The organism is Pedobacter steynii, assembly GCF_900103665.1.
Taxonomy (GTDB): Bacteria; Bacteroidota; Bacteroidia; order Sphingobacteriales; family Sphingobacteriaceae; genus Pedobacter; species Pedobacter steynii.
In genome coordinates, this window is sequence record NZ_FNGY01000010.1 from 249,476 (window position 1) to 273,469 (window position 23,994).

A 23,994-nucleotide genomic window follows, 5' to 3' on the forward strand; every position below is an offset into this window, starting at 1 on the left:
TGAAAAATATTATGAAAAATATAAAGAAAATAGCCTTTTGTTTAGGCTTGGTTTTGCTCATAGGCTCCTGCAAGAAGAGTGAGGATTTGAGTAAGGCTGTTGTTGGGTTAGGTGGTGATAAATGGGAGAAAGGGACAATTGATAAATATATTGCAGACAACTTTACAGGACCATATAATATTGAAGTAAAATATAAATGGGATCGTTCGGAATTTAATCTTACGAAGGACATTGTTCCTATTAAAGAAGAAATGGTTATTCCTGCGATGGATGCAGTAAAAAGGATTTGGATTGAACCATATGTGGATATTGCGGGTGAAACTTTTATTAAAAAATATTCGCATAAACAATTTGTTCTGGCGGGTAGTGCGGAATACAATTCCAACGGAACGATCACTTTAGGAACCGCAGAAGGTGGTCGTAAAGTCGTGTTGTTTGTATTGAATCAGTTTGATAAAAATAATGCTCCTGAAATTAAAAGGATGTTGAAAACCATCCACCATGAGTACGGACACATCCTCAATCAGAACATTATGTTTACTCCAGACTATGCCAAAATAACCCCTGCGGATTATACGGCTACCTGGTTTAATTTCACAGATGACGTTGCCTATCCTTTAGGATTTATAACCAGTTATGCCAGAGCAGCGCCAGGAGAAGATTTTGTAGAAATGGTTGCTGTAATGCTGACCAATGGTAAACTAGGTTATGAGGCTATTGTAAGGGCTCAAACAGTAGCAGCACAGGCAAAACTTAGAGCTAAAGAAGCTATCGTAGTGAATTATTACAAACAATCATGGGGTATTGACTTCTATCGTTTGAGAGACAGAACGCAATATGCCATAAATAACTACTCTACACCTGCTCTTTTGACTACTTATCTTGGTTTTAATAAGCCGTTTACAAATATTAATATCAATCCGGCGAATACTCCGGGCATGTCTGCTGATTATATTGCAGCTGTGGAAGCAGTTAAAGCGCGGTTCATTTCAGACTTAGGTGGATCAGATGTTTTAGATGATATTTCCTTGCATTTTGGAGGAATAGCCGGAACAAGTGCTACAAAAGCAGTCCTGAGACTGACAACTCATGATGGTGCGGGTGGACCATATCTTTCAGATTTTGTTTTTAATGTTACGACTAACGCAACGACCGGACGGATCGCTTTCACAACAATGGATACTCCTTTGCCAACCAGCAACGCCGGGTTTTATGCTCCTTATGTTACAGCATTAACAAATTATTTTGTCAATACGGCATTTAATTCTGGAAATTTTTATAGCGCTGATAAAAAGACAGAGTATGGTGGGCTTACAAAGGTAGCTAACAGCAGCTCATTCACATTTGGCTTAGTTAATTAACAAGGATTAAAGAAAGAAAATTATGAAAAGATATATATATGGCTTGCTACTATTAATAGCCTTTGCGGGGTGTAGCAAAAGTGAATTTGAGCCTAAATTGGGGAACCCCGATGAACGCTTAAGCGAACAGTCCAAGGCTTATCAGGCGCAATTAACCGGCGCTGCGTTTGGCTGGAAAGGGTTTTTGGCGACAAATGGAGAAGAGGTATACACCTTTACGCTGAAGTTTGATGATAAAAACAGAACGACTATGACGGCAGATATTAATGCTGCGACCGTTGCAGCTAAAGAAAGTTCTTATCGGTTAAAATCTATGCAAAGGCCAACGCTTTTATTTGACACCTATTCTTATTTGCATGTCCTTCAAGATCCTGATCCTGGGGTTAGCGGTGGGGGAGCTGGGCAGGGCAGGCTTTCAGATTTTGAGTTTGCTTTTGTATCTGCTTCTGCAGATACTATAAAACTTGAAGGTACATTTAATAAAAGTCAATTGCTCCTGGTGCGTTCCAAATCTCAGGCCGAAACAGATCAGACATTAGCTGCAGCAACTGCTGTTGCTTCAACAATAAACAAAATCAGAACTTATTTTAAGAGACTTGCTTTTGATGGTGTTGAATATGAAGTCAATATTGATGCCTCTTCTAAGAGCTTTGCTGTAACAAGTTTTACCGGCGGTGTACCTACTGTACAAAGTTCATTGTATTATGTAGATGGCTTGAACATGGTATTTCTAAAACCGATTGTTTTAGGAAGCACCACATTGGCCGGTCTTTCTGGCATTAGTTATGATGCCGCAGGCAGCGTGGTGAACGCTACAGCAGGCGGTAAACCAGCAGTGATCAAGGAAGCCATTGCTCCAATCTCTTATAATAAAAGCGTAGCAGCCACTTTCGCCAGTTTTGTAGGTAAACAATGGAGATCGACCAATGCATTTACTAAAGATGGAGTTGCTGATTATCTGGGTGTTAAATCTATTCCTGGTTATCAGTTCTTTATTTATTGGGCGAATACAAACGCTTTAGGTGCGCCTAACAGAGATCTTATTGGTTTTGTTCGTGCTAATATCGATTACTATGGTGGATTTACATTACCTAAACCAGAAGTGAACAATGGTATTATGAAGTATGTTCAGGTTGGAAATACGGCTGGTATAAACGGAGCTCCATATAACGTTGCTCCAAATAATACAAAAGCTGCAAGTACGATGGCTAACCTTAAATTACCAGACGGTTTTTACGTGATACAACCGAGAGCCGGAGTTTACGATTTTGTCAGCGTGGCTGATGCCAGGATTTGGATTCAGTTCCAGTAAGGAGTTATATAAATAATTTCTAACGCTCCCCCCCCTCTAGTTAAGGCCGGCAGACTTAGGTTTTCCGGCCTTTTTTATGTGATATTTTTTACAATACCACATCGCATATCTCTAATCTTCTTTCCTTATATTTGCAGGATGAAAAAGATAGCTTTTGTCTTCCTTTTTATGGTGTTATTGGTTACTTCCAATATGCCATCTGCCAGTGCCCAGTGTGCCATGTGTACCGTTAGTGCTGAGCAAAGTGTAAAAAATGGAAATACACAAGGAAAAGGGCTGAATACAGGCATTATCTACCTGTTGGCCATTCCTTATCTGTTAATTACGGGGATGGGGATTTTGTGGTATGTAAAGTTCCGTAAGAAAAATACGGACCAGGTATTTAATATCTCGGAATAAGTTTCAATTCACCCTTCCTGCTTCTTCGCGGGTTTTTGACAGATATGGAAAGAACATCTAAGTTGTATGCACTTGTGCATGGGAAATGCCCACAGTGTCGCAGGGGCGATATCTTTACCGGAAGTCTCTATGGGTTTAACCTACAGCGAACGAACACCGTTTGCAGTCATTGTGCATTTCGCTTTGAGATCGAACCGGGTTATTTTTATGCGGCGATGTATGTTAGCTATGCGATGAACTGTGCAGAGATGATCTCTCTCGGTGTCGCTGCTTATATCCTATCGGGAGGTTGGCTGGAATTTGAATCTTTTTGGTTATACATCACTGTCATCTTTTCAGGATGTTTAATTTTGGCCCCTTTTAACTATCGCTATTCCCGTGTGATTTTATTACATTGGCTAACACCAAAAGTTAAGTATAACGCCTATTACGATAAGCCATGATTAAATCAGAAACACTCGCTTTTATAACCGACGTAGCTCAAAATAATACCCGCGAATGGTTTGCGGAAAATAAAGCCAGATACGAAACTGCAAAGGATGATGTATTGGCTTTTGTGGATCAGCTCATCCCTAAACTTGCTGCTTCGGACCCTGAATTTTCTATAGATACACCGGCAAAAAAATGTTTACTTCGCATTTACAGGGATGTGCGGTTTAGTAAGAACAAAGATCCCTACAAAAACAATTACGGAATTTCGTTTAACGTGAAGGGAAAAGGAATCCCTGATCCAGGTTATTATCTTCACATCCAGCCCGGACAATGCTTTTTTGGTGCAGGCTTCTGGATGCCCGAAGCTCCTGTCCTTAAAAAGATCAGAGAAGAGATTGATTACAATACTTCCGAATTTTTGGACATCATTAATGCTAAAAGCTTCAAAAATACGTTTACCCTGAGTCAGGATGATAAACTGAAAAACGCCCCTAAAGGATATGAAGTTGATCATCCTCAGATAGAACTTTTAAAATTAAAAAGCTTTATTGCTGTTTGTCCTTTAAAAGATGAAGACTTTTTGAAACCCGGAATTGTTGACCAGTTGAAAATTGCTTTTGAAAGTGTCTATCCCTTTATATTATTTTTGAGAAATGCCGTAGCGCAATAGTTATGATGAAAAAAACCGCTTTATTTTTATTTGCCGGATTACTGGCAACCGCCTTCAGTGCCTGTGTTGTTTTGTCTCCAAAAAAGTATAAGGCTTTACTGGCAAAACAGGATTCGTTGAGTTCCGGGCTGGAGCAGGCACACCTTAAAGGAGAATACCTGGAAGGGTTGATTGCGAGATTGAAAAAGGACACAACAGGTTTAAGCGCGACTTTAAACGACCTGAGAGGAAAGTATTCTGAAATGGATGGAAACTATGCCAAGCTAAAGGATAATAGCTCTACGGAGATTAGTAAGCTTTCTCAGGACCTTAAAAAGAGAGAGCAACGGTTAAAAGAAGTAGAAGAGGTCTTGCGTAAGCGGGATGAGGCCACCAATCAGTTGAAGGAAAAGCTACAGCAGGCCTTGCTTGGTTTTACCAAGAGTGGCTTGACGGTAGAAATAAAAAATGGAAAAGTATATGTATCCCTTATGGATAAGCTGCTATTTCCTTCTGGTAGTATCATTATCGACGAAAAAGGAAAGCTGGCACTTGCCCAGTTAGCGGGTGTTTTGAAGGAACAACCTGAAATCAATATTGCGGTAGAAGGGCATACAGATTCACAGAAGATTACCAACCTTGGACAGATTAAAGACAATTGGGACCTGAGTGTGTTGAGATCGACTTCAGTAGTTCGATACCTGACAGAGGTGACCAAAGTAGAAGGTGTACGTATGACTGCAACGGGTAAAGGCGAATTTCAACCTCTGGCACCAAATACAGGTGCTGATGGCAGAAGCAAAAACAGAAGAATCGAAATTGTGCTTTCGCCTAAACTGGATGAATTGTACAATTTGATCAAACAATAATTTTTATAGTATCAAAAAGGCGTTCTGATATTTTTCAGAACGCCTTTTTTTGTCTTATATCAGCGATTAAAAAGGGCTGTTGAAGTCTTTAAAAGCAGGAAGCACCTGGTCTTTATCAGAAAGGATAAACTCATTTTCAGGAATAACTTTACTCCATTGAATGTTCAGGTCCGCATCGTTCCAGATCACTCCGATTTCTGAGTCTTTATCGTAGTAGTTGCTTACTTTATAGGTGAAAATGGTTTCATCTTCCAGTGTTAAAAAACCATGTACAAATCCTGGTGGAACCCAAAGCTGTCTGTGGTTTTCTCCGCTAAGTTCAATATCGTAGTGACTGCCATAGGTCGGAGATCCTTTTCTAACATCAACGACTACGTCCATCACTTTCCCTTGGATCACTCTGACCAGTTTGCCCTGATCAAAGGGGGCTTTTTGTGCATGTAAGCCTCGTAAGGCTCCTTTCTGTGAAAAAGATTGATTGTCCTGAACGAAGTTGACATTGATGCCTGCCTCTGCCAGTGTTTTCGCATTGAAACTTTCGTAAAAATAGCCGCGGTTGTCTTTCCACACTTTCGGCTCTATGATCAGTAGGCCTTCAATGGGTGTTTTTATAATATTCATATTAGGGATTAGATTACGTATTCCATTAGCGTGCGAAAGGAAACCACCTGGTTTTCAAAATTCGCCGCAACTTCAGCCTGAAAGGCTGGAGCATAAATTTCCTGATAATCCAGGTAATCCGCCATGTTTTCCACTGCATATTGGGCACAATAGGTAACCCCTTCATTTGGAGAATCCACTACTTTAAGCAGACGATGGGAAATAAATTTTCCCGTAGACATTACAGTTGGAATGTGGGACTCCTGCATCCACTGCAACCAACGGTCGGCAGCGGCATCTTCAATTATTGAAGTAACATTGTATAATAACATAGGGCAAAGATAGGAACTATGTACCAATAATATCTCCACGAAGTTTCCTAAAACGCTTACGTGCTTCAGTTGTATACATGCTGCCGGGATAATCATTGATCAGCTTCTGGTACAATACTTTTGCCTGCTCATTGTCTTTTAGATTGGTCTCATAAAGTCCTGCAAGCGTAAACAAAGCATCATCGGCCCATATGCTTGTATGTTGTTTCTCCGTTAGCTCCTTCAAAACAATGATCGCCTGACTGATTTCATTATTTTTGATTAAAATTTTTGATTTTGCCATTAGGATATCATCGAGCAAACTATTGTTCGGGAAAGCGATCGGGATGCTATCGAGCTTTACCATTGCTTTCGCCGGAAAATTTCTGAACTGAAGCATTTCTGCATCAGCATACATTTTTAACGCACTGCTGTCTGTAGCCGATTGAAGGTTGTCAGAAATCAGAAGACTGAGGTTCAGGGCATCATTTGCAATCAGTTGTGAAGTTGATGCCTTCAGGATGTCTGCCTGTGATTTCGCATAGGTAAAATTCCCCTGATAAAAGGAAAGCCTTGCCGACCGGTATCTGGCCTCGTTTCCGATAGCCTGATTTTCAAATTGTTTCGCTACTTGTTCATAGAGCAGAATGGCTTCCCAGGGTTGTTGTGTTAAAATGTAAATATCCCCAAGATCAAGCTTTAGTTGTCCGGTTTCTGCGTTGGGAAGACCAGGGATTTTAAGCGCCTCTTCCAATCCTTTTTCGGCTTTTTCAAGGTCATTCAGATAATAAGCCTGAAGGTTTACCCATTTTTTTAATGCGAAAACTGTTTGTGGCGTTTTGCCATATTCATCCAGGATGGATTGGTAAGCTGCCGCCAGTTCAGTAATGGCATTTTTTTCAAATTTTCCGGTAATTACCAATTGGTATTTAGCGTTGACGAGCTCCACCTTTGCCGGTAGATAATACTCATTTTCTTTTCCTTTTAATAACAGATACTCATAAGCTTTGATGGCTACCGGGTAGGCCTGGTTGCTCAGAAAAGTATTGGCAGCCTGATATAGGATTCCACCATCATCCTTAATCCGTTTGTCCTGTGCAATCAGTTGCCTCAATGCCATTTCATACTCCTGCTGTTGCAGGTATTGCCAGATTAATAATTTGGTGTAGATCTCAGTTTGTGGCTCCTTTTGAATCTTTTTTAGCAATGCAGACTGTAAAAGCTGGTAATCGGAATTGTCTTCAAAGACCGTAGACAATACACTTTCTGCCTGGGGAAGTAGTTGAGGCATTTCAGGAAGTGCATTCAGGTATTCCTGAATCAGCATGTTTTTGTCCTTTTTATAGCGGTAAATACTTAGCAATTCAAAAGTGAAAGGCTTATTGTCGTTCATGAGCTTTCGCCCCTGTAAAAAAGTGGTGATGGCCAGGTCATACGCCTGGAAATTATAGAAGTTATTGGCCAACTCGCGGATCTTATACTCTTCCGCAGGAAGGTTGTTAATGGCTTGAAGGTATTGTTTGTTCGCTTCGTCTATCTGTCCTTTTTCCTGATAAAAACGGCCAAGGGCGATGCTATACGTTGGTTTCTTCGGGTTCTGTCTGATCAGTTTTTTTACCAGTTTCTCTGCTTCCTCAAATTTTTTAATCTTTAATAGCGAAGTGAAATATAATTCAAAGTAAGTGTCGCTGTTTGTTTTATTAAAGAGCTTTTCCAATAATATGGACGCTTCCTGAAACTGCCCCTGTTGATAATATTGATAAGCAAGTGCATCATCCACACTCTCCTGAGCAGAAGAATACAAAGCAGAGAGGCAAAAAGAAATGATTAAAACTAATTTTTTCATTACAGTACAATTGTTTTTCAGCGGTTATGAAGCTATCTTAAGCATGTTCATTACTTTTTGTAGGCGGTATACTTATGATGGTTTCATTGGGTTAAAGTGTGCAGGGACCTAAAATTAACGATTTAAAGGTTAATTTATGTGTTAAGTGCACAAGATTAATACATGCCGGTATTTTAAATGTTACTCATTTATATTCCCATACCACAAAAAAGTAATTATATTCAACATCATACGCCAGAGGTAAGGAGTATAAAAGTAACAATATTGGTGTATAGCCTTTTTAGAAAGGTAGCGTTGTGTAGCTTTGTAGGCTATTAAATAATATGATTGTATATAAAAGATACTTTTTCCTGTTTTTAATATCTCTTGCTTTTGCCTGTCAGCAGAAGGAGGGGGAAGCACGTCTTATTCCTCTCGATGATTTTTTTAAATCTCAGGATAAGATTTACTATCGTGTGTCTCCTGATGGATTGAATATCTCTTACCTTAAACTGGAAGACTCAGGCCTGAATCTTTATATTGAAGATATTGCTACCGGAAAGGCGAGGAAAATTACCCATCTGAAAGACAAAAATGTTATTTTTTATTTCTGGGTAAGCAACAACGACCTGATCTATTATAAAGAGATCGATGCGGCAAAACGTCGTTCAGATATTTTTATCATCAATAAAGAAGGGATCAATGAAAGGCAATTGAGCAGGAATGAGCAAGGGAAAATGAGGGTTTTAGAAGATCAATTGATTGATGATAAGTTCTTGTTGGTTTCTTCCAATAAAAGAGATTCTACTGTTTTTGATGTTTACCGACTAAATGTAAGAAATGGTGCCATGGAGATGGCGGCTAAAAACCCCGGGAATATTACGGATTGGAAAACGGATTCAGAAGGAAAACTAAGGCTGGCGGTAAGTACAGATGGTGCGACGACCACAATGTTATACCGGGCGCAGGAAGGACAAGTGTTCAAGCCCATCATGACCAATAATTTCATCACTACCTTTAAACCTGTCGCCTTTAAGCATGACCGTCCTAATATTATTTATGCCATTTCCAGTGTAAACAGAGATAAAAGCGCATTGGTCGAAGTAGATTGTAACACGGGGAAAGAGTTGAAAGTGCTTTTCGGAAATGATACCCTAAATATTACGGAAGCTCAGTATTCGAGAAAAAAGCAAAAGATGTCTTTTCTGACCTACGAAACCTGGAAGAAAGAAAAACATTACCTGGACGATTCTATAAAGATTATATATGATGACCTGGACCGTCTGCTGCCTAAAACGGAGACGCAAATTCTGTCCCGTGATAAGGCAGAAAATGTATTTGTCATCAGGACCTTTACCGACAGAAACCCAGGTTCCTATTATCTTTATTTTGCTGACAAAAGAAAACTCCGGAAATTAAGTGATTTTAATTCCGCAATTCGGGAAGGGGAGATGAGTGAAATGAAAGCGGTTAGCTTTCAGTCGAAAGACGGCACTAAAATTAACGGCTATCTCACACTTCCTTTACATTTTAAAGCAGTTAACCTGCCGGTTGTTGTACTGCCGCATGACGGTCCTGTAAGCCGGGATTTATGGGGATATAATGCAGAGGTTCAGTTTTTGGCCAATAGGGGATATGCTGTATTTCAGATTAACTATCGTGGCTCTTCAGGATATGGCAAGACTTTTATGTCTGCCGGATTTAAAGAATGGGGAGGGAAGATCCAGGATGATATCAATGATGGAGTAAGCTGGCTCATTGAAAAAAAGATTGCGGATCCGAAAAGAATAGGAATCTATGGAACGGGATTTGGCGGCAATGTTGCTTTGAACAGCTCTTATCTGAGCCCTGGAATTTATGCTTGTGCTGCCTCTAACTCTGGTGTAATTAACTTATTTGCTTATTTAAAATCTATTCCGCCTTATTTTAAAACCAGTCTTCAGCTATATTATGGTATTGTCGGAAATCCACTAACGGATGCGGACCAGATGCGGAAATCTTCGCCGTTATTCCAGACCGATAGAATCAATATTCCCGTATTCATTTGTCAGAATGTAAAGGATCAAAATACCAATGCAGGCGAATCCTTGCAATTTGTGAAAAACCTTAAAAAGAGAAATGTGAACGTAACCTATCTGGAAAATGAAGGCATCGTATTCCCTGCTAAAAATCAGGAAAGCAGGCATCAGTTCTATACTACTCTGGAACAATTTCTAGAGACTAATCTTAAAAACAGGTAAATTCGGATCTCATGATCTCAGAGAAAAAAACAGGCTATCGTAAGAATTTTTCCTTAATCCTTACTTTCATCGTATTGATGTCTGTATTGTTTTGTCTGTCTTTATATCTGGCCTATAATTTTAGCAAGAAATTCATTGAAAACGAATTTGTATCAGAGAAGGTCAACGTGCTGGAGCAAAGCATTAAACCATATAATGATTTCTTTCAAAAGAAACTACCCGAGGTGTCTTATTATAACGGATATCTGGATTCTGCCACGGCTTCCAGCTTTGTGGATACGGTATTACTGGAATATCCTTTTGTTTCCAAAGTTGTGTTTTATGATTCTGAGGTAAAGAATACACCTGTAAGCGATGGATTAAATACCGGGAAATTTTCTTTTGGGCCGAAAAATATCTATCAGTTTGGAAGTTTGATCCCACAGGATTCCGTGCTGTTGTTTTCCAGAGAGAATACCAGGAATTTTATTGTAGGAGATGATTTTAACGGATTGGCGTTGAAACTGGCTTCTTATATTGAAAGTCTGGACACCACCAAGGTGCCTGATCAGGATGAGCTGTTCAGCAATTTCAGTAATGTCCGCTCCAATAAGATCACCTATCTCAATATTCCGCGGATGGAGGAACTTAAGGCCTATAAAAGAATGTTAAGGAATGTACTGGATCCGCAGCCTGTTTACCAGCAGGACATGATGTGTTTCCACCTGGACCCCTATAAGATTAAGATCATTAATTCCCGGCCCCTCCTGTATCAGTTTATCAAGATACAGCCTCTGACTTATGATCCTTTAGATACTTCTCAAGCCTATCTGAGCACAGAGATTACTCTTCCAGGGCCTTTTTCTGATTATAAACTTTATTTTATCTCTTCAAAATCATTTGTAGATAAGGAAATCCTCAGTTATTTTTTACCCATTGCATTAGCGATTCTTGTGTTTTACGGGATTGTAGTGCTGGTTGCATTTCTGATTTACAGGAACCTGAATATCAATCAACGGATGTTTAAATTGCAATATGATTTTGTGAATAACCTGACGCATGAGTTTAAGACCCCCGTCAGTGTCATCAAGATCGCTGGAAATAACATAAAAAGCGCTACAGTTCTTACCGATAGGGAGCTGAAACTATATGGAAAGATACTGGATGAAGAGGCGGATAAGCTAAATGGGCTAATGAATAAATTGCTGGCGTTCACTCAGATTGAAAATAAAGCCATTCAATTAAACAGAGACGAGATCTACATAGAAGATTTTATCGAGAGCACCGTGGAATCCCATTGCCTGAAGCATCCTGACTTTGATTTCACCTATGAGGTGAGTGGTTTCAATACTTTTGTGACCGATCCTGTTCTCCTGGGTAGCCTCTTTGACAACCTGGCCGAGAATGCTTATAAATATTCACCACCGGAAAGAAAAAAGTTACACATCAGTGCCCGCTTAATCAAAGGCCGGGTGGTGTTCCGGTTTACGGATCATGGGATCGGAATCCCATCCTCCGAAATTAATAATATCTTTAAAAAGTTTTTCCGCATCCAGAATCAATACAACCAGAATGGAAGCGTTGGGCTTGGCTTGGCTTTCTGTAAGGAACTCGTTAACTTTATGAAGGGCGAGATTACTGTGAAGAGCAGGGTGAATAAAGGAACAGAATTTAAAATTGTACTACCATATAATGATTAGAAAGTATGTCTAAGGAAATTAAAATATTAATAGTTGAAGACGATGAGAACTTAAGGTTTCTAGTAGTACATCGCTTAAAAGCAGAAGGATACGAGATCATTGAAGCCGGAGACGGAGATGCTGCGGAAAAATTGATCCTTAGTGAAAAACCGGATATCGTATTGCTGGATTGGATGCTGCCTGGTAAACAAGGTTCAGAAGTTTGCGAAGAAGTAAGAAAACAGGGCTTTGAAAATCTGATTATCATGATGACTGCAAAAGCGCAGGATATCGATAAGATTGATGCTTATAACTTTGGGGTTTCCGACTATGTGACCAAACCCTTCAATATGGATGTATTGGTGGCGATGCTCGAGAATAAAGTGAAATTCCTGTTAAACAACGATCGTTCAGAGATTCATCGTTTTGGCAATATGGAACACCATCCTAATATCCATACCTTATTCAGGAATGAAAAGAAAATTGAACTGACCATTCTGGAAAACAGAATCTTGCTTTATTTTCTCAGGAACCCTAATAAAGTGATCAACAGGGATGCGTTGATGCTGGAAGTGTGGGGATATAACTCAGATGTAAATACCAGAACGCTGGACATGCACATCGTACGCCTGCGTAAAAAGATAGAACTTAATCCGGATAATCCTCAGCTATTGCAAACGGTTAGAGGGGTTGGATATCGCTTTAATCCTGCTTAAAACCTAATGCTTGCTAATAACAGGAGCAGGTATTGTAAAATCATTATGCCATCTAAGAAGAAGAAATAGTAATATTCATTCTTTCGGATATCGGACTTAAATATGAGCCATCCTGTCAGCAGGATGGTGATGGTTAGAGCAATGACATCCAGATTGACCGCTTGACTGAACAATAGCAATAGAACGAGGTAGCCTAAAAGTAGAAACTGACAGAAAATATAGGCCTTCTTTTCGCCGAACATTACCGGGATCATTTTCAGCTCATACAACTTGTCCTGAAAGAGGTCCCGGATATCAAAAGGAATCGTGATTGCCGCAATGAATAAAAAACGTTTGCCTACAAGCAGTAAAGTCTCGCCTGTAGAGATATTGATTGGGTAACTGTGTTCTACCTCCACTATAGGTAATAAAACGCAGCTGATGGCCCATACAATCGCAACCAGGAAAAGTTTGATGCCCGGTATATTCCTTAATCCGATCTTTTCATGGTTTAAGGTCAGAAAGGGGATGCTGTAGCTAACCGCCATTGCCCCCGTAAAGAGCATCAACAGCTTCCCTTCTATGCTCAGATATAGCAAGCCCAGTGGAATCAGGCAGAGTGCGGAGATCAGCGTGATGGAAATGATCAGCCGGTGATGCGAAAAAATCCAACGCACCCTGACGTAAGGAGAGTTGCCAGGATCTTTAGGATGAGACATCAGCATACTGAAATTATAGATGGCTAATGTTCCAAAAAATAAGACCGCAAGAATGTTCTTGTTCGGCGGCACCTGTAATAAATGGTAGGTCAGAAGCCCCTGAGCAACGGCACCGATCGCAATGAATAAATTGCTGAATAGTAGAAAATCAAGGCTGGAAAATAGTATTCTTTTTACCATGTCCGGGGAAAGATTAGCTAAGCGCGTTTCAATTCAAATATCGTTATTTCAGGTAAAATTCCAACTCTTCCCGGATAGCCGAGAAATCCATAGCCAACATTTACATAAAGTTGCTGATTTTTTTCCTGATATAAGCCTGCCCATTCTTTATAAATGTACTGTACCGGGCTCCATTGAAAATCTTCGGTTCTTACGCCGAACTGCATTCCATGGGTATGTCCGCTAAACATCGCGTCTATCTGTGAATATTTAGGCAGCACCTCTGCCCTCCAGTGGGATGGATCGTGAGAAAGTAATAATTTTACAGGAAGGTCGTCTGTATCTTTGGTGGCCAGGTCCATTCTTCCATATTTTGGAAAACGTCCCGTTCCCCAGTTTTCAATACCCAGGATTCCGATCTCCTCTCCATTTATTTTTAATCTGCGGTGTTCGTTCATCAGGAGATCCCAGCCCATTAACTGATGCGTTTTGATGACATCCTGCAGATTCTTAGCCTTTGCAGCAGATGGGCCTTTGCCGAAGTGATACTCTCCATAATCATGATTTCCAAGAACAGAGTAAACGCCTAACGGGGCCTTTACTTTGCTGAAAATATCCTGATAGTCCCGCATTTCAGTAGCCATGTCGTTCACAATATCTCCGGTAAAGAAGATCAGGTCCGGTTTTTCGGCAAGCAACATTTCTACGCCACCGAGAACGGCTCTGGGATTATAGAAGCTTCCCGAATGGATATCTGAGATCTGACCCAGCTTCATCCCTTCAAAGGATGCAGGCAGATTGGGTAGGATTAGAGTCCGGCGTTTTACTTTATAATCGTATGCTCCTTTGGCAATGCCCCAGGTTAAAGACGTCAGGGGAATGGCAGCAGTAATCAGTCCCGCTTTAACCAGGAATGAGGAACGGCTGATCGGCTCGCCCGGTAAGGGCTGAGTAATGGTTTCCGGCATAGTTGGGTCAGCCAATGGACCGGATGAGGGTTTTACTGATCTGGAAAGTTTAATGATGAACCTTCTCAGATCGTCGACTATCAGGAAAGGAAGCATGACCAGTTTACAGGCAACCGTTAAAAAGTAAGCCACCAGGATTACTGATTTCATACTTAGGAACAGATTGGCATAGAAAGAGGTGAACACACCGATCACCAGCAAAGTCGTATATCCCCACCAGATGACGGTAAATAACTTTCTTGTTTGCGGTTTCCAGTTTTTGAATACACTCAGAATGGCACGATAGCAATAATAGTCGAATGCCAACAGTAAAACAGATAAAAATATAAAGACGGGTAATCGGCCCATTCGCAGGTTTTAAAGGTTATTATTAATTATATTTTTGAGGTCTCAGATTTTCTATCTGAAATCAAGGTCATCTTCTTCATCCGGTCCGGCACTGAACAAGCTATCGAACATATCTGAGAAGCCGAAGCCACTTTCCAGATATTTCTTGTTTAGCTGTGAATATTCTGCCAGTCCATGGAGCACGAATTCCATCATCAGTAAAGTCTGGTTGGCACTTAGTTTGGGATGAAACTGTTTTACCAATTCATTCAGTCCTTCCACCTGCATCAGCTCTTTTTTATACGCAGCTAAAGTCAGGCGGTCAGAAAGGTCCAGTGTATTTCCTTCTGTAAACCATTCCGTAACAATTAGATATGGATTTGCAGATTTGCTCTTTTTTGCTTTTTCAGGATCCGGGAAATAGCGGTTAAACAGCGATTTGATCGCTTTTCCGATTAAGGTATGCGCTACTTTTGCCGGGCCTTCCAGCTCTCCCTCATAAACCAATTCAATCTTGCCCGTAATTGCCGGAACAATACCTACCAGGTCTGACAGCCTTACAAAGGTGTTTTTCTCCCTGTTTACCAGCATTCTTCGTTCCGCTGAACTGATTAGGTTTTCATAAGCAGAAATAGTTAACCTTGCGGAAACCCCGGATTTTTGGTCTATGAATTCACTTTGACGTGCCTCAAATGCCACTTGCTCCACAAGGTCTTTTACCAATCCATCGGATTCGATATATGCCTTTTGCTCTTCGCTGATCTTTGCTTCCTGGAAAGTGATCTTTCTGGAAATGGCAATTGTTTTAGGGTAATGGGTCAGGATCTGACTTTCTATCCTGTCTTTTAATGGCGTCACAATAGAGCCCCTGTTGGTATAATCCTCAGGATTTGCGGTGAATACAAATTGTACATCCAATGGCAGACGAAGCTTAAACCCTCTGATCTGGATGTCTTTTTCCTGAAGCATATTGAACAAGGCAACCTGGATGCGTGCCTGCAGATCGGGAAGTTCATTGATCACGAAGATGCTGCGGTGAGCCCTTGGGATCAACCCGAAGTGAATTACCCTTTCATCGTTATAGGTTAATTTCAGTGTGGCTGCTTTTATCGGATCTACATCGCCAATCAAATCTGCAACTGTTACATCAGGTGTAGCCAGTTTCTCTGTATAGCGCTCGCTACGGTGCTGCCAGCTGATTGGGGTCTCATCTCCATGAATCAGAATCTCATGTTTTGCATACCAGGAGATGGGGTTCAAGGGATCATCAAAGATTTCACTTCCGGCAACATAAGGAATGTATTCGTCCAGAAGGTTGACCATCAAACGGGCAATTCGTGTTTTTGCCTGTCCTCTTAAGCCCAGAAGTAAAATGTTATGTCTCGAGAGGATGGCGGTTTGAAGCTCAGGGATAACAGTTTCATCGTATCCTAGGATACCTTCAAAACCTGCTTCATTACTTTGAAGCTGTGTGATCAGGTTTTTACGAAGTTCGTCCTTTACGGCCAGTGATTTATAGTTGGAAGCTTTGAGCTGTCCGAGTGTTTTTATAGTGATGTGATCCATGTTGTATCGTCGTGTTGAGCTGTTCTATCGAACCGTTTTTCTTCTGTTCTTAATGTAATCTTCAAAAATATACTCTCCGAGGCCTGTGAGAGAACTGTAGAAAGCCCTTCCGCCGTTAATCTGCGTAAACTCCCGTACGAATTGCTGCAGATAGGGGTCCTGTGCAATCATAAAAGTGGTGATTGGGATGTTCAGTCGCTTACATTGTGCCGCCATGTTCAGCGTTTTATTGATTACTTTCCGGTCGAGCCCCATGCTATTTTTATAATAACGTCCGTTTTCCTTCAGACAGGTAGGTTTGCCGTCGGTAATCATAAAGATTTGCTTATTGTGTGTTTTTCTGCGCCGCAACAGATCAGCTGCCAGTTCCAGTCCGGCAAAAGTATTGGTATGGTAAGGGCCTACCTGTAAATAAGGAAGGTCTTTTACCGTAATCGGCCAGGCATCGTTTCCAAACACCACAATGTCCAGTGTATCTTTTGGATAACGGGTTTTGATCAGCTCTGCAAGGGCCATTGCAACCTTTTTAGCAGGAGTGATCCGATCTTCTCCGTACAGAATCATAGAGTGGGAGATGTCAATCATCAGTACAGTAGAGGTGAGTGTTTTATAATCCTTTTCTTCTACTTCCAGGTCTCTTTCGGTGAGGGTAAAGTTTCCGATACCATGGTTGATCTGTGCATTGTGAATGGAGGCAGTCATATCAATCTGGTCGAGACTATCTCCAAAAGTATACTCTCTTCTATCGGCGTTCTTCTCCTCTCCGATGCCGGAGATATTGCTATTGTGATTTCCTTTGCCAGCTTTCTTGAGTTTCCCAAAGATTTCTTCCAATGCAGACTGCCGGATGGTTTGTTCTGTCTTGGCGGTAATGTTCATATCGCCATTGGCAGGATTTTCCTTGAGGTAGCCTTTATCTTTTAAATCCTCGATAAAGTCGCCCATCCCGTAATCGTTATTCGTAAACTTGTATTGCTTGTCCAATTCATTCATCCATGCCAGGGTTTCTCCCGCATCACCGGCAGTGTAATTGAGCAGTTGGGTGAATAGCTTTAGCAATTCATCAAAACCGCCTTTTGGCAAGTCATCTGGTTGAAAATTAGAAAAATGGAAACCTCTCATGTGTTTATATATAAACGGAATATCGAAGGTAAAAGTTTGAGGTATTAGTAATGTTATCCAGTTGTAAAAATACCTTCCTATATTTAGCGTGATAACCAGGACATTTTTAGCAGCATCAGGAGGAATATCCAGGCAATTAAGTGTGTCTATTGCTATTTTAAACTACATCAATCAAATTTGAAATCAGATCAATCAATATGAAGAAATTAATTTTAATCCTGTTTATAGGATTTGGTCTTAGCGGAAAGGCCCAGCAAACTGCAGATCAGCAAGCGATACTTGCTGTATTAGAGCAACAACGTCTCGCCTGGAATGAGGGAAACCTGGAAAAATTCATGGAAGGCTATTGGAAGAATGACAGTTTGCTTTTTGTAGGAAAGAGCGGCCCCACTTATGGATGGCAGCAAACGCTGGATAATTATAAGAAAGGGTACCCCGACAAAAGTGCAATGGGTACCCTGACCTTTAGTATCAAGAAAGTAGAACTCTTATCAAAAGATGCTGCATCTGTATTGGGTGGCTGGCATCTGAAAAGAGAAAAAGACGAACCGCAGGGATACTTCACCTTAATCCTGAGAAAAATCAAAGGACTCTGGGTAGTGGTATCCGACCACAGCAGTTAACTTATTTGGGAGAGCCGTTTGCTAAGGCTCTCTCTGCTCTTTTTATGGCTAAGCGCTCTCTGTATTTTGCATAAGGGGCTTTAAAAGCCATTTTCAATACGCTGTCCAAACCTCCTTTTATCGCAAGGTTAAATACACTTTGTGCTTTCCTGGTGATAGAAGCATCCCAGGCCCTTAAGCTTAAGGAGAAAGAACCATCCAGGTATTTCATCCAGTGCCACATACCGGTAGGCATGAAAAGGGTATCCCCATGTTCCAAGAACACTTCGTATCCTTCCACACCTTTTAAAGCCGGGAATTTTTCGAAATCAGGGTTCGCTACATCATAATCCTCTAAAGCATAAGTTGCGTTTGGAATGCAATACAATCTTTTTTTCCATTTGTTATCGAAAAGGATGATGTGTTTTCTTCCTCCAAAATGGGTATGGAAAAGGTGAGGTAAATCTATATCGTAGTGTAAAAAGGTAACAGAATTCGATCCTCCAAAGAACATCGCTGGCATGCTTTCAATGAAACCGCCCATCAGGTCTTTAGGTAGGGTGATGTCCTTAATCAGATCAGGAACATGTTTGAACAGGTTGAAGAAAAATATACGCAGTTCAGTAGGTTCTCTTTTGATCAGGTCCAGGTAATCGCCAAAACGCATCGTGGCAACGGAAGAGTTGATCGGCTTTGATGGGTCAGCTTTTGAGTTGTCCATCAGGCTCACATTGATGTCGCCGCCAATTTCTTTTAAATAATCCGTCGTCCATTTCTCTCTGGCAGGCCATGATTTAGTCAGCCCTTTAATAATTAAAGGACGTCTGGGATCTAAATAATTCTTTTTGAAATCTTCAGGACTAATGTTCTCAACGGTATCTACCGGCTTCAGTATAAAGCTCATAATTATCAAGGTTAAAGAACAAAAGTGTAAATTAAAATTTAAACTTGTTCATCCAGAATTAATTATTTTTTACCAATTCGGGACGCCGAACGTTCTATTTATCTGGGTTTCTGACTCGCAAGCGCCTTATTTGCCCTTCTAATTGCCAGTCCTTCCTTCCATGTCATGTACTTTTCCCGGAAATTAGCCTTCATAAAATCGTCGAACTTGCGCTGGATCGTCAGGTTGTATAAGCTTTTTGCTTTTACCAGTAAAGATTTATCCCATGCCCTTAAGCTGATAGAGAAAGAGCCATCCAGGTATTTCATCCAATGCCAGTATCCCGTAGGCATAAATAAGGTGTCTCCGTGATCGAGGAAAGCCTCGATTCCTTTAACGCCGCGCAACGCAGGGAATTTATTGAAATCTGGCTTTTCGACATCGTAATCTTCTAAAGCATAGGTGGCATAAGGAATCTGATATAAACGATCTTTCCATTTGTTCTCGAACAAGATGACGTGTTTTCGACCGTTGAAATGGGTATGGAAGATATGAGCAAGGTCGATGTCGTAATGTAAAAAGGTGACAGAACCCTTGCCGCCAAAAAACATATTCGGATAGCTGTCCAGGAAGCCTCCCATTAATTCTTTGGGCGCATGGTAGTCGTCCAGTAATCCAGGTGCTTGCTTAATGGGATCGAAAAGGAAAATCCGCAGGTCTGTAGGCGTGTTTTTGATGAGCTCAATGTAGTCGGCAAATTTCATCTCCGCAGCGGAAGCATTAATGGGCTTCGAAGGATCTGCCTTCGAGCTGTCGTATAATGGGACAGTTCTGTCGCCTACAACAGTTTTCATATAGTCCAGGTTCCACTTCTCGTAAGCAGGCCAGTTTTTGGACATGTTTTTAATGATGAGCGGACGACGGGTATTCAGGTAGTTTTTCTCGAAATCTGCTTTGGAGATATCGTTTATAATGTCAATTGGAGTAAGTTCAAAGTTCATCTGTTTATTTTTTATTGTTCAGATGGGCACGCATGATCGAAATCAATCCCCCTTTGATAGATCATGAAACATGCTCAGGTCATGTTAATTTATTGTTAAAGTCAAAATTAATGAAAATGTAAAATGAGCGATTGGGGAGGGAGGAAAAATTGAAATCTTCTGACAAATGGAAAAAGTTAATCCTGTTCTCAGGCTCAAATGTTTTGAAGGGAAAACATTTGCAGGCCTTCGAAAAGGAACAACTTTTTCTGTAGCATGGCGGACATAGCAGGGTGGACATAGCAGGAGGCCGATGTAACAGGGGCATGGAAAATTGGGTGCATAAAAAAGGGCAACTCATTTTGAGATGCCCCCTGGATATTTCCCTTGCCCCTATTCCTGTTTATAATATTTTATTGCTGGATTTTTAGTTTGGCATTAATACGGAATTTATGACATGGATGACACCATTTTTTTGATGCACATTCGCAATCGTTACAGTAGCCATGCCACCTTTTTCATCTTTTAATACCAGTTTGCTGCCTTCCATCCAGGCCCATAGTTTGCCACCGCTTACGGTAGTTAATTCTGCTTTGCCATTGCCGGCTTTGATGGCCTTTGCAATTTCTTTGCTGGTCATTTTTCCGGCGACGACATGATAGGTCAGGATTTTGGTAAGCAGGGCTTTGTTTTCTGGTTTTAATACCGTTTCTACTGTTCCTGCAGGTAGTTTACTGAAAGCTTCATTGGTAGGAGCGAAAACAGTGAATGGTCCTGCTGATTTTAAAGTTTCTACCAGGCCTGCGGCTTTTACTGCTGCAACCAGTGTGGTATGGTCTTTAGAGTTTACGGCATTGTCTACAATGTCTTTATCGGCATACATTGCTGCGCCGCCGACCATTGGATTTTTTTGTGCCTGTGTGTTGAATGCCAAAGCTACTAAGGCAATTACGGTTAGAAAGGTTCTTTTCATAGTGGTAGTTTTCATATGGGCAGATACGAAGAAATCTTTAGGCCGGATTTAAGGGATGGCATAATAAATGGGAATAATAATTTATATGCTATTAATCTTTTTGACGTTTTAATGGTCATAAGGTTGTTCATCAAATCGTCCACTTATGAAAACACCAGTAAAGGTTCTTTATTCATTTGCATTACTTTTCCTCGTTACAGTATTGTTTTCTTCTTTTAGAGAGAAACCCGCGTTTCCTTATCAGAAGGCCGGTCTTACCGAACGTCAGGCTGCGGCACATTTGCTGAGCAGGTTTACCTATGGCAGTAAGGACGGAGATGTGGATGCAGTGGTTAAAATGGGACTGGAAAAGTGGTTCCGTCAACAATTGGATGGAGATCTTTCCGATGATTCCTTGAACCTGATGCTGAGCCGGTTTGATGACATTAACCTGAGCAATACGGAGGTGGAGAATAAATACCCAAGGCCAAACCGGGTGCTGAAGCTGGCAATTGCCGATGGGTCTATCCACAAAGATTCGGTAGACAAGGGAGATCGCAAAGCATATAGGGAGCAGATTCGCAGCTATATGGAAAAGAAGGGGTTTAAACCGGAACAGGAATTATACAGACAATTTATTAATCAGAAGATATTAAGAGCAGCTTATTCACGTAATCAGCTGAGGGAGCTGCTGACCGACTTTTGGTTCAACCACTTTAATGTTTCTTTAACCAAGAATCAATGCGCTTCCTTTATTCCCGCTTACGAACGTGATGTGATCAGACCGAATGTGGCAGGTAAGTTTGAGCATTTATTACTGGCTACAGCCAAATCTCCGGCCATGCTGGTTTATCTGGACAATTTTACGAGTACCGGACAGCCGGTTGTTTTGGAGAATAATGGGGAGCCGCAGATGAATGGAGCAGGGAAGCCAGTAAAAAGAAGGGTTCCTCCGAAGCGCAAACAGGGCGGGCTAAATGAAAACTATGCAAGGGAAGTAATGGAACTGCATACACTGGGAGTAGATGGTGGATACACACAGTCGGACGTTACCCAGGCGGCAAGGGTATTGACCGGATGGACCTTAGCCCCAATGGGCGAAGAAGGATATGGCGCTGCAATGCAAAAGATCATCGATAATGTGGGAGCAGAGAACCTGAAGAAACGTGGTTTTGTGAGGGAAGGTGATTTTCTGTTCGTTCCAAACAGACATGATAATGAAGAGAAGACCGTTTTGGGTAAGCATTTTGCAGCAGGTGGGGGATATGATGAAGGGCTGACTTTACTGAATATGCTGGCCCGGCACCCATCTACAGCTCAGTTTATTTCTAAAAAGATAGCCACCAGGTTTGTGAATGATAATCCGGCACAAACGCTGATAGATAAGATGGCAAAGACTTTTACGAAGACGGATGGGGATATTCGGCAGGTAATGATGACAATGGTTTCATCTGCCGAATTCTGGAGCCCGGCATCGCTCCGGGAAAAAACAAAATCTCCCTTTGAATTGGCCATCAGTGCCGTCCGTAGTCTGGATGCCGACATTACACAACCTTATCAGTTGTTTAACTGGATCAATAAAATGGGACAGAAAATGTATTACTATCAGGCCCCTACAGGATTTCCGGATAAAGGGCAATATTGGATCAATACGGGTGCATTGCTGAATAGAATGAACTTCGGATTGGCGCTTGCAGCACAACGGATTCCGGGAGTGAAGATCAACCTTTCTGCATTGAACAACCATCATGAGCCTGAAAGCGCGGAAGCAGCCCTGCTTACTTATAGTAAGATGATCATGCCGGAAAGGAATCTGACTGAGACCGTAAAGCGGTTGAAGCCGATGTTAAATGATCCTTCGCTGTCGACTAAGGTGGCCAATGCGGCGGACAAAAATGCAGCTCAGCAGGAACAGACAATGATGGGAGAGAATAGCGTTCCCCTAAAAACCGCTGCAAATAATGCAGCCAATAACAATGCAATGCTGGCGCAAGTAGTGGGGGTAATTATCGGTTCTCCGGAATTTCAACGTAAATAAAACTTAAATCATGACTTCAAGAAGAGGATTTATCAAAGCAGGTGGACTCGCATTATTCGGAATAGGAATGGGCGGAATTCCCGCCTTTCTGGCCGAAGCGGTTGCAGGCACAAAACCCTTAGGTCTGTTTAACAGAAAGAAAATATTGGTGTGCATCTTTCAAAGGGGCGCAATGGATGGTTTGATGGCGGTAACGCCATTTACCGATGAGTACCTGAAAGCAGCAAGACCAAACTTGTTTATGAGCGCTGCTAAGGGAGGAAAAAATGTGCCACTGATCGATCTGGATGGCCGCTTTGGTCTGCACCCCTCTATGTCGGCCTTTGAACAGGTGTTCAGGGATAAAAGGATGGGCATTGTGCACGGCATCGGATCACCCAATAATACCCGTTCCCATTTTGATGCGCAGGATTACATGGAATCTGGAACCCCGTTTAAAAAAGGAACGGACAGCGGCTGGTTAAACAGGGCTGTGGGATTGCTGGGGCATGATGGCGCAACACCGTTCCAGGGGGTAAGCTTAACCTCTTCTTTGCCAAGGTCATTCTATGGGGAGCATCCGGCAGTAGCCATTAGCAATTTGCAGGATTTCAACATTCAGTTGAGGGGAAATGTTAAGGGGGCCAATATGGCGGCTAAGAGTTTTGAGGACCTCTATGACCAGACTTCCTCCGGACTGTTGAAAGATACCGGCAAGGAGAGCTTTGAAGCGATTAAGATGCTTCAGAAAACAGATACTAAGAATTATAAACCTTCAAATAATGCCCTGTATCCAAATACAGCATTGGGAAATTCCCTGAAACAGATCGCACAGCTGATTAAAATGAACGTTGGAATGGAAGTCGCCTTTGCCGAATCCGGAGGTTGGGATACCCATTTTAACCAGGGAACAGATACCGGGATTTTTGCAAGAAATGTAAATGACCTCAGCAATAGTATTATGGCTTTCTGGACAGATATGGGCACTTTACAAGATGATGTAACCGTAATGACCATGACCGAATTCGGGCGTACCGTGAAGCAGAACGGTACCGGTGGAACGGATCATGGACGGGCCTCCTGTAATTTCATTTTAGGGAATGGCGTGAGCGGAGGGTTGGTACATGGCAATGTGCAGCCGATGGCAGTGGAAAATCTGGAGGATGGCAGAGACCTGGCCGTGACCACAGATTTTAGAAGCGTATTCAGTGAGGTGGCAGACAAGCATTTAAACCTTAATAATGATAAAGTGCTGTTTCCGGAATGGGATGGAAGTAAAATCGGCGTAATGAAGTAAGAGTTTAACTTTTTATCATTATTTTGCCCTTCATTATTCCGCGTTCGGGAT

At 41.5% G+C, this 23,994-nt stretch carries 22 protein-coding genes; 12 read left to right on the plus strand and 10 right to left on the minus strand.

Features of this window, described 5'->3' with window-relative positions; all coding sequences use genetic code 11:
• Positions 1-11: 11 nt before the first annotated feature.
• From BLQ87_RS25390 to BLQ87_RS25415, 6 genes are all read left to right on the plus strand, one after another.
• Positions 12-1,361 (plus strand): zinc-binding metallopeptidase, encoded by a 1,350-nt coding sequence (locus tag BLQ87_RS25390; protein ID WP_245723927.1) that lies wholly within the window; start codon positions 12-14, stop codon positions 1,359-1,361.
• A gap of 22 nt (positions 1,362-1,383) precedes the next feature.
• On the plus strand, positions 1,384-2,673 hold the full coding sequence (locus BLQ87_RS25395) for a DUF4302 domain-containing protein (protein ID WP_083362051.1): 1,290 nt from the start codon (positions 1,384-1,386) through the stop codon (positions 2,671-2,673).
• A 138-nt stretch (positions 2,674-2,811) separates the two neighbouring features.
• Complete coding sequence (locus tag BLQ87_RS25400) at positions 2,812-3,072, plus strand: hypothetical protein (protein ID WP_074611721.1); 261 nt, start codon at positions 2,812-2,814, stop codon at positions 3,070-3,072.
• A 44-nt stretch (positions 3,073-3,116) separates the two neighbouring features.
• Entirely contained in the window at positions 3,117-3,515 is a 399-nt protein-coding gene (locus BLQ87_RS25405; protein WP_074611722.1) for a DUF983 domain-containing protein, read from the plus strand.
• Positions 3,512-4,174: a DUF2461 domain-containing protein gene (locus BLQ87_RS25410; protein ID WP_074611723.1), complete on the plus strand. Its 663-nt coding sequence runs from the start codon at positions 3,512-3,514 to the stop codon at positions 4,172-4,174. Before BLQ87_RS25405 ends, BLQ87_RS25410 begins: the two co-directional genes overlap by 4 nt.
• A 5-nt stretch (positions 4,175-4,179) precedes the next feature.
• Positions 4,180-5,022 carry an OmpA/MotB family protein gene (locus BLQ87_RS25415; protein ID WP_074611779.1) on the plus strand — a complete coding sequence of 281 codons (843 nt, stop codon included), beginning with the start codon at positions 4,180-4,182 and terminating at the stop codon, positions 5,020-5,022.
• Positions 5,023-5,088: 66 nt separating this feature from the next.
• Here BLQ87_RS25415 and rfbC read toward each other — a convergent pair whose 3' ends face one another.
• From rfbC to BLQ87_RS25430, 3 genes are read right to left on the minus strand one after another with little or no spacing between them, the layout of a single operon-like run.
• Entirely contained in the window at positions 5,089-5,643 is a 555-nt protein-coding gene (gene rfbC, locus BLQ87_RS25420) for a dTDP-4-dehydrorhamnose 3,5-epimerase (protein WP_074611724.1), read from the minus strand.
• Between the two features lie 8 nt (positions 5,644-5,651).
• A complete protein-coding gene (locus BLQ87_RS25425; protein WP_074611725.1) occupies positions 5,652-5,954 on the minus strand; it encodes a DUF4286 family protein in 303 nt (100 codons plus the stop codon).
• Positions 5,955-5,970: 16 nt separating this feature from the next.
• Positions 5,971-7,779 carry a tetratricopeptide repeat protein gene (locus BLQ87_RS25430; protein ID WP_074611726.1) on the minus strand — a complete coding sequence of 603 codons (1,809 nt, stop codon included), beginning with the start codon at positions 7,777-7,779 and terminating at the stop codon, positions 5,971-5,973.
• A gap of 323 nt (positions 7,780-8,102) precedes the next feature.
• Between BLQ87_RS25430 and BLQ87_RS25435 the strand changes: the two genes are divergently transcribed.
• From BLQ87_RS25435 to BLQ87_RS25445, 3 genes are read left to right on the plus strand one after another with little or no spacing between them, the layout of a single operon-like run.
• Positions 8,103-9,998, plus strand: coding sequence for a S9 family peptidase (locus BLQ87_RS25435; RefSeq protein WP_074611727.1), 1,896 nt, complete (start codon positions 8,103-8,105; stop codon positions 9,996-9,998).
• 11 nt (positions 9,999-10,009) lie between these two features.
• Positions 10,010-11,677, plus strand: a complete 1,668-nt coding sequence (locus BLQ87_RS25440) for a sensor histidine kinase (protein ID WP_074611728.1) — start codon at positions 10,010-10,012, stop codon at positions 11,675-11,677.
• A 5-nt stretch (positions 11,678-11,682) separates the two neighbouring features.
• Positions 11,683-12,372, plus strand: a complete 690-nt coding sequence (locus BLQ87_RS25445) for a response regulator transcription factor (RefSeq protein WP_074611729.1) — start codon at positions 11,683-11,685, stop codon at positions 12,370-12,372.
• Here BLQ87_RS25445 and BLQ87_RS25450 read toward each other — a convergent pair.
• The 4 genes from BLQ87_RS25450 to BLQ87_RS25465 are packed head-to-tail and all read right to left on the minus strand — an operon-like array spanning position 12,369 to position 17,212.
• The gene (locus BLQ87_RS25450) at positions 12,369-13,250 is read right to left on the minus strand and encodes a UbiA family prenyltransferase (RefSeq protein WP_074611730.1); all 882 of its coding nucleotides are present in this window, start codon (positions 13,248-13,250) and stop codon (positions 12,369-12,371) included. The genes BLQ87_RS25445 and BLQ87_RS25450 overlap by 4 nt on opposite strands.
• A gap of 17 nt (positions 13,251-13,267) precedes the next feature.
• Positions 13,268-14,545 (minus strand): metallophosphoesterase, encoded by a 1,278-nt coding sequence (locus BLQ87_RS25455; RefSeq protein WP_074611731.1) that lies wholly within the window; start codon positions 14,543-14,545, stop codon positions 13,268-13,270.
• 51 nt (positions 14,546-14,596) lie between these two features.
• Positions 14,597-16,090, minus strand: coding sequence for a sigma 54-interacting transcriptional regulator (locus tag BLQ87_RS25460; protein ID WP_074611732.1), 1,494 nt, complete (start codon positions 16,088-16,090; stop codon positions 14,597-14,599).
• Between the two features lie 24 nt (positions 16,091-16,114).
• Positions 16,115-17,212: a vWA domain-containing protein gene (locus BLQ87_RS25465; RefSeq protein WP_074611733.1), complete on the minus strand. Its 1,098-nt coding sequence runs from the start codon at positions 17,210-17,212 to the stop codon at positions 16,115-16,117.
• A gap of 197 nt (positions 17,213-17,409) precedes the next feature.
• Between BLQ87_RS25465 and BLQ87_RS25470 the strand changes: the two genes are divergently transcribed.
• The gene (locus tag BLQ87_RS25470) at positions 17,410-17,835 is read left to right on the plus strand and encodes a YybH family protein (protein WP_074611734.1); all 426 of its coding nucleotides are present in this window, start codon (positions 17,410-17,412) and stop codon (positions 17,833-17,835) included.
• 1 nt (position 17,836) lies between these two features.
• Here BLQ87_RS25470 and BLQ87_RS25475 read toward each other — a convergent pair whose 3' ends face one another.
• The 3 genes from BLQ87_RS25475 to BLQ87_RS25485 all read right to left on the minus strand — a co-directional run bounded on the left by BLQ87_RS25475 (position 17,837) and on the right by BLQ87_RS25485 (position 20,650).
• Positions 17,837-18,718: a cupin-like domain-containing protein gene (locus tag BLQ87_RS25475; protein ID WP_074611735.1), complete on the minus strand. Its 882-nt coding sequence runs from the start codon at positions 18,716-18,718 to the stop codon at positions 17,837-17,839.
• A 98-nt stretch (positions 18,719-18,816) separates the two neighbouring features.
• Positions 18,817-19,698, minus strand: a complete 882-nt coding sequence (locus tag BLQ87_RS25480) for a cupin-like domain-containing protein (protein WP_074611736.1) — start codon at positions 19,696-19,698, stop codon at positions 18,817-18,819.
• A gap of 406 nt (positions 19,699-20,104) precedes the next feature.
• Complete coding sequence (locus BLQ87_RS25485; RefSeq protein WP_172664961.1) at positions 20,105-20,650, minus strand: fasciclin domain-containing protein; 546 nt, start codon at positions 20,648-20,650, stop codon at positions 20,105-20,107.
• Positions 20,651-20,795: 145 nt separating this feature from the next.
• On the opposite strand from BLQ87_RS25485, the gene BLQ87_RS25490 reads away from it, so the two are divergent.
• Together BLQ87_RS25490 and BLQ87_RS25495 are read left to right on the plus strand one after the other, a co-directional pair.
• Positions 20,796-22,667 (plus strand): DUF1800 domain-containing protein, encoded by a 1,872-nt coding sequence (locus tag BLQ87_RS25490; protein ID WP_074611738.1) that lies wholly within the window; start codon positions 20,796-20,798, stop codon positions 22,665-22,667.
• Between the two features lie 10 nt (positions 22,668-22,677).
• A complete protein-coding gene (locus BLQ87_RS25495; protein ID WP_074611739.1) occupies positions 22,678-23,943 on the plus strand; it encodes a DUF1501 domain-containing protein in 1,266 nt (421 codons plus the stop codon).
• The last annotated feature ends 51 nt before the right edge of the window (positions 23,944-23,994 follow it).

Excerpts from the sequence above, each read along its gene's own strand:
- BLQ87_RS25390 (WP_245723927.1), top strand. The coding sequence starts at position 12 with ATGAAAAATATAAAGAAAATAGCCTTTTGTTTAGGCTTGGTTTTGCTC.
- BLQ87_RS25395 (WP_083362051.1), top strand. The coding sequence starts at position 1,384 with ATGAAAAGATATATATATGGCTTGCTACTATTAATAGCCTTTGCGGGG.
- BLQ87_RS25400 (WP_074611721.1), top strand. The coding sequence starts at position 2,812 with ATGAAAAAGATAGCTTTTGTCTTCCTTTTTATGGTGTTATTGGTTACT.
- BLQ87_RS25405 (WP_074611722.1), top strand. The coding sequence starts at position 3,117 with ATGGAAAGAACATCTAAGTTGTATGCACTTGTGCATGGGAAATGCCCA.
- BLQ87_RS25410 (WP_074611723.1), top strand. The coding sequence starts at position 3,512 with ATGATTAAATCAGAAACACTCGCTTTTATAACCGACGTAGCTCAAAAT.
- BLQ87_RS25415 (WP_074611779.1), top strand. The coding sequence starts at position 4,180 with ATGAAAAAAACCGCTTTATTTTTATTTGCCGGATTACTGGCAACCGCC.
- rfbC (WP_074611724.1), bottom strand. The coding sequence starts at position 5,643 with ATGAATATTATAAAAACACCCATTGAAGGCCTACTGATCATAGAGCCG.
- BLQ87_RS25425 (WP_074611725.1), bottom strand. The coding sequence starts at position 5,954 with ATGTTATTATACAATGTTACTTCAATAATTGAAGATGCCGCTGCCGAC.
- BLQ87_RS25430 (WP_074611726.1), bottom strand. The coding sequence starts at position 7,779 with ATGAAAAAATTAGTTTTAATCATTTCTTTTTGCCTCTCTGCTTTGTAT.
- BLQ87_RS25435 (WP_074611727.1), top strand. The coding sequence starts at position 8,103 with ATGATTGTATATAAAAGATACTTTTTCCTGTTTTTAATATCTCTTGCT.
- BLQ87_RS25440 (WP_074611728.1), top strand. The coding sequence starts at position 10,010 with ATGATCTCAGAGAAAAAAACAGGCTATCGTAAGAATTTTTCCTTAATC.
- BLQ87_RS25445 (WP_074611729.1), top strand. The coding sequence starts at position 11,683 with ATGTCTAAGGAAATTAAAATATTAATAGTTGAAGACGATGAGAACTTA.
- BLQ87_RS25450 (WP_074611730.1), bottom strand. The coding sequence starts at position 13,250 with ATGGTAAAAAGAATACTATTTTCCAGCCTTGATTTTCTACTATTCAGC.
- BLQ87_RS25455 (WP_074611731.1), bottom strand. The coding sequence starts at position 14,545 with ATGGGCCGATTACCCGTCTTTATATTTTTATCTGTTTTACTGTTGGCA.
- BLQ87_RS25460 (WP_074611732.1), bottom strand. The coding sequence starts at position 16,090 with ATGGATCACATCACTATAAAAACACTCGGACAGCTCAAAGCTTCCAAC.
- BLQ87_RS25465 (WP_074611733.1), bottom strand. The coding sequence starts at position 17,212 with ATGAGAGGTTTCCATTTTTCTAATTTTCAACCAGATGACTTGCCAAAA.
- BLQ87_RS25470 (WP_074611734.1), top strand. The coding sequence starts at position 17,410 with ATGAAGAAATTAATTTTAATCCTGTTTATAGGATTTGGTCTTAGCGGA.
- BLQ87_RS25475 (WP_074611735.1), bottom strand. The coding sequence starts at position 18,718 with ATGAGCTTTATACTGAAGCCGGTAGATACCGTTGAGAACATTAGTCCT.
- BLQ87_RS25480 (WP_074611736.1), bottom strand. The coding sequence starts at position 19,698 with ATGAACTTTGAACTTACTCCAATTGACATTATAAACGATATCTCCAAA.
- BLQ87_RS25485 (WP_172664961.1), bottom strand. The coding sequence starts at position 20,650 with ATGAAAAGAACCTTTCTAACCGTAATTGCCTTAGTAGCTTTGGCATTC.
- BLQ87_RS25490 (WP_074611738.1), top strand. The coding sequence starts at position 20,796 with ATGAAAACACCAGTAAAGGTTCTTTATTCATTTGCATTACTTTTCCTC.
- BLQ87_RS25495 (WP_074611739.1), top strand. The coding sequence starts at position 22,678 with ATGACTTCAAGAAGAGGATTTATCAAAGCAGGTGGACTCGCATTATTC.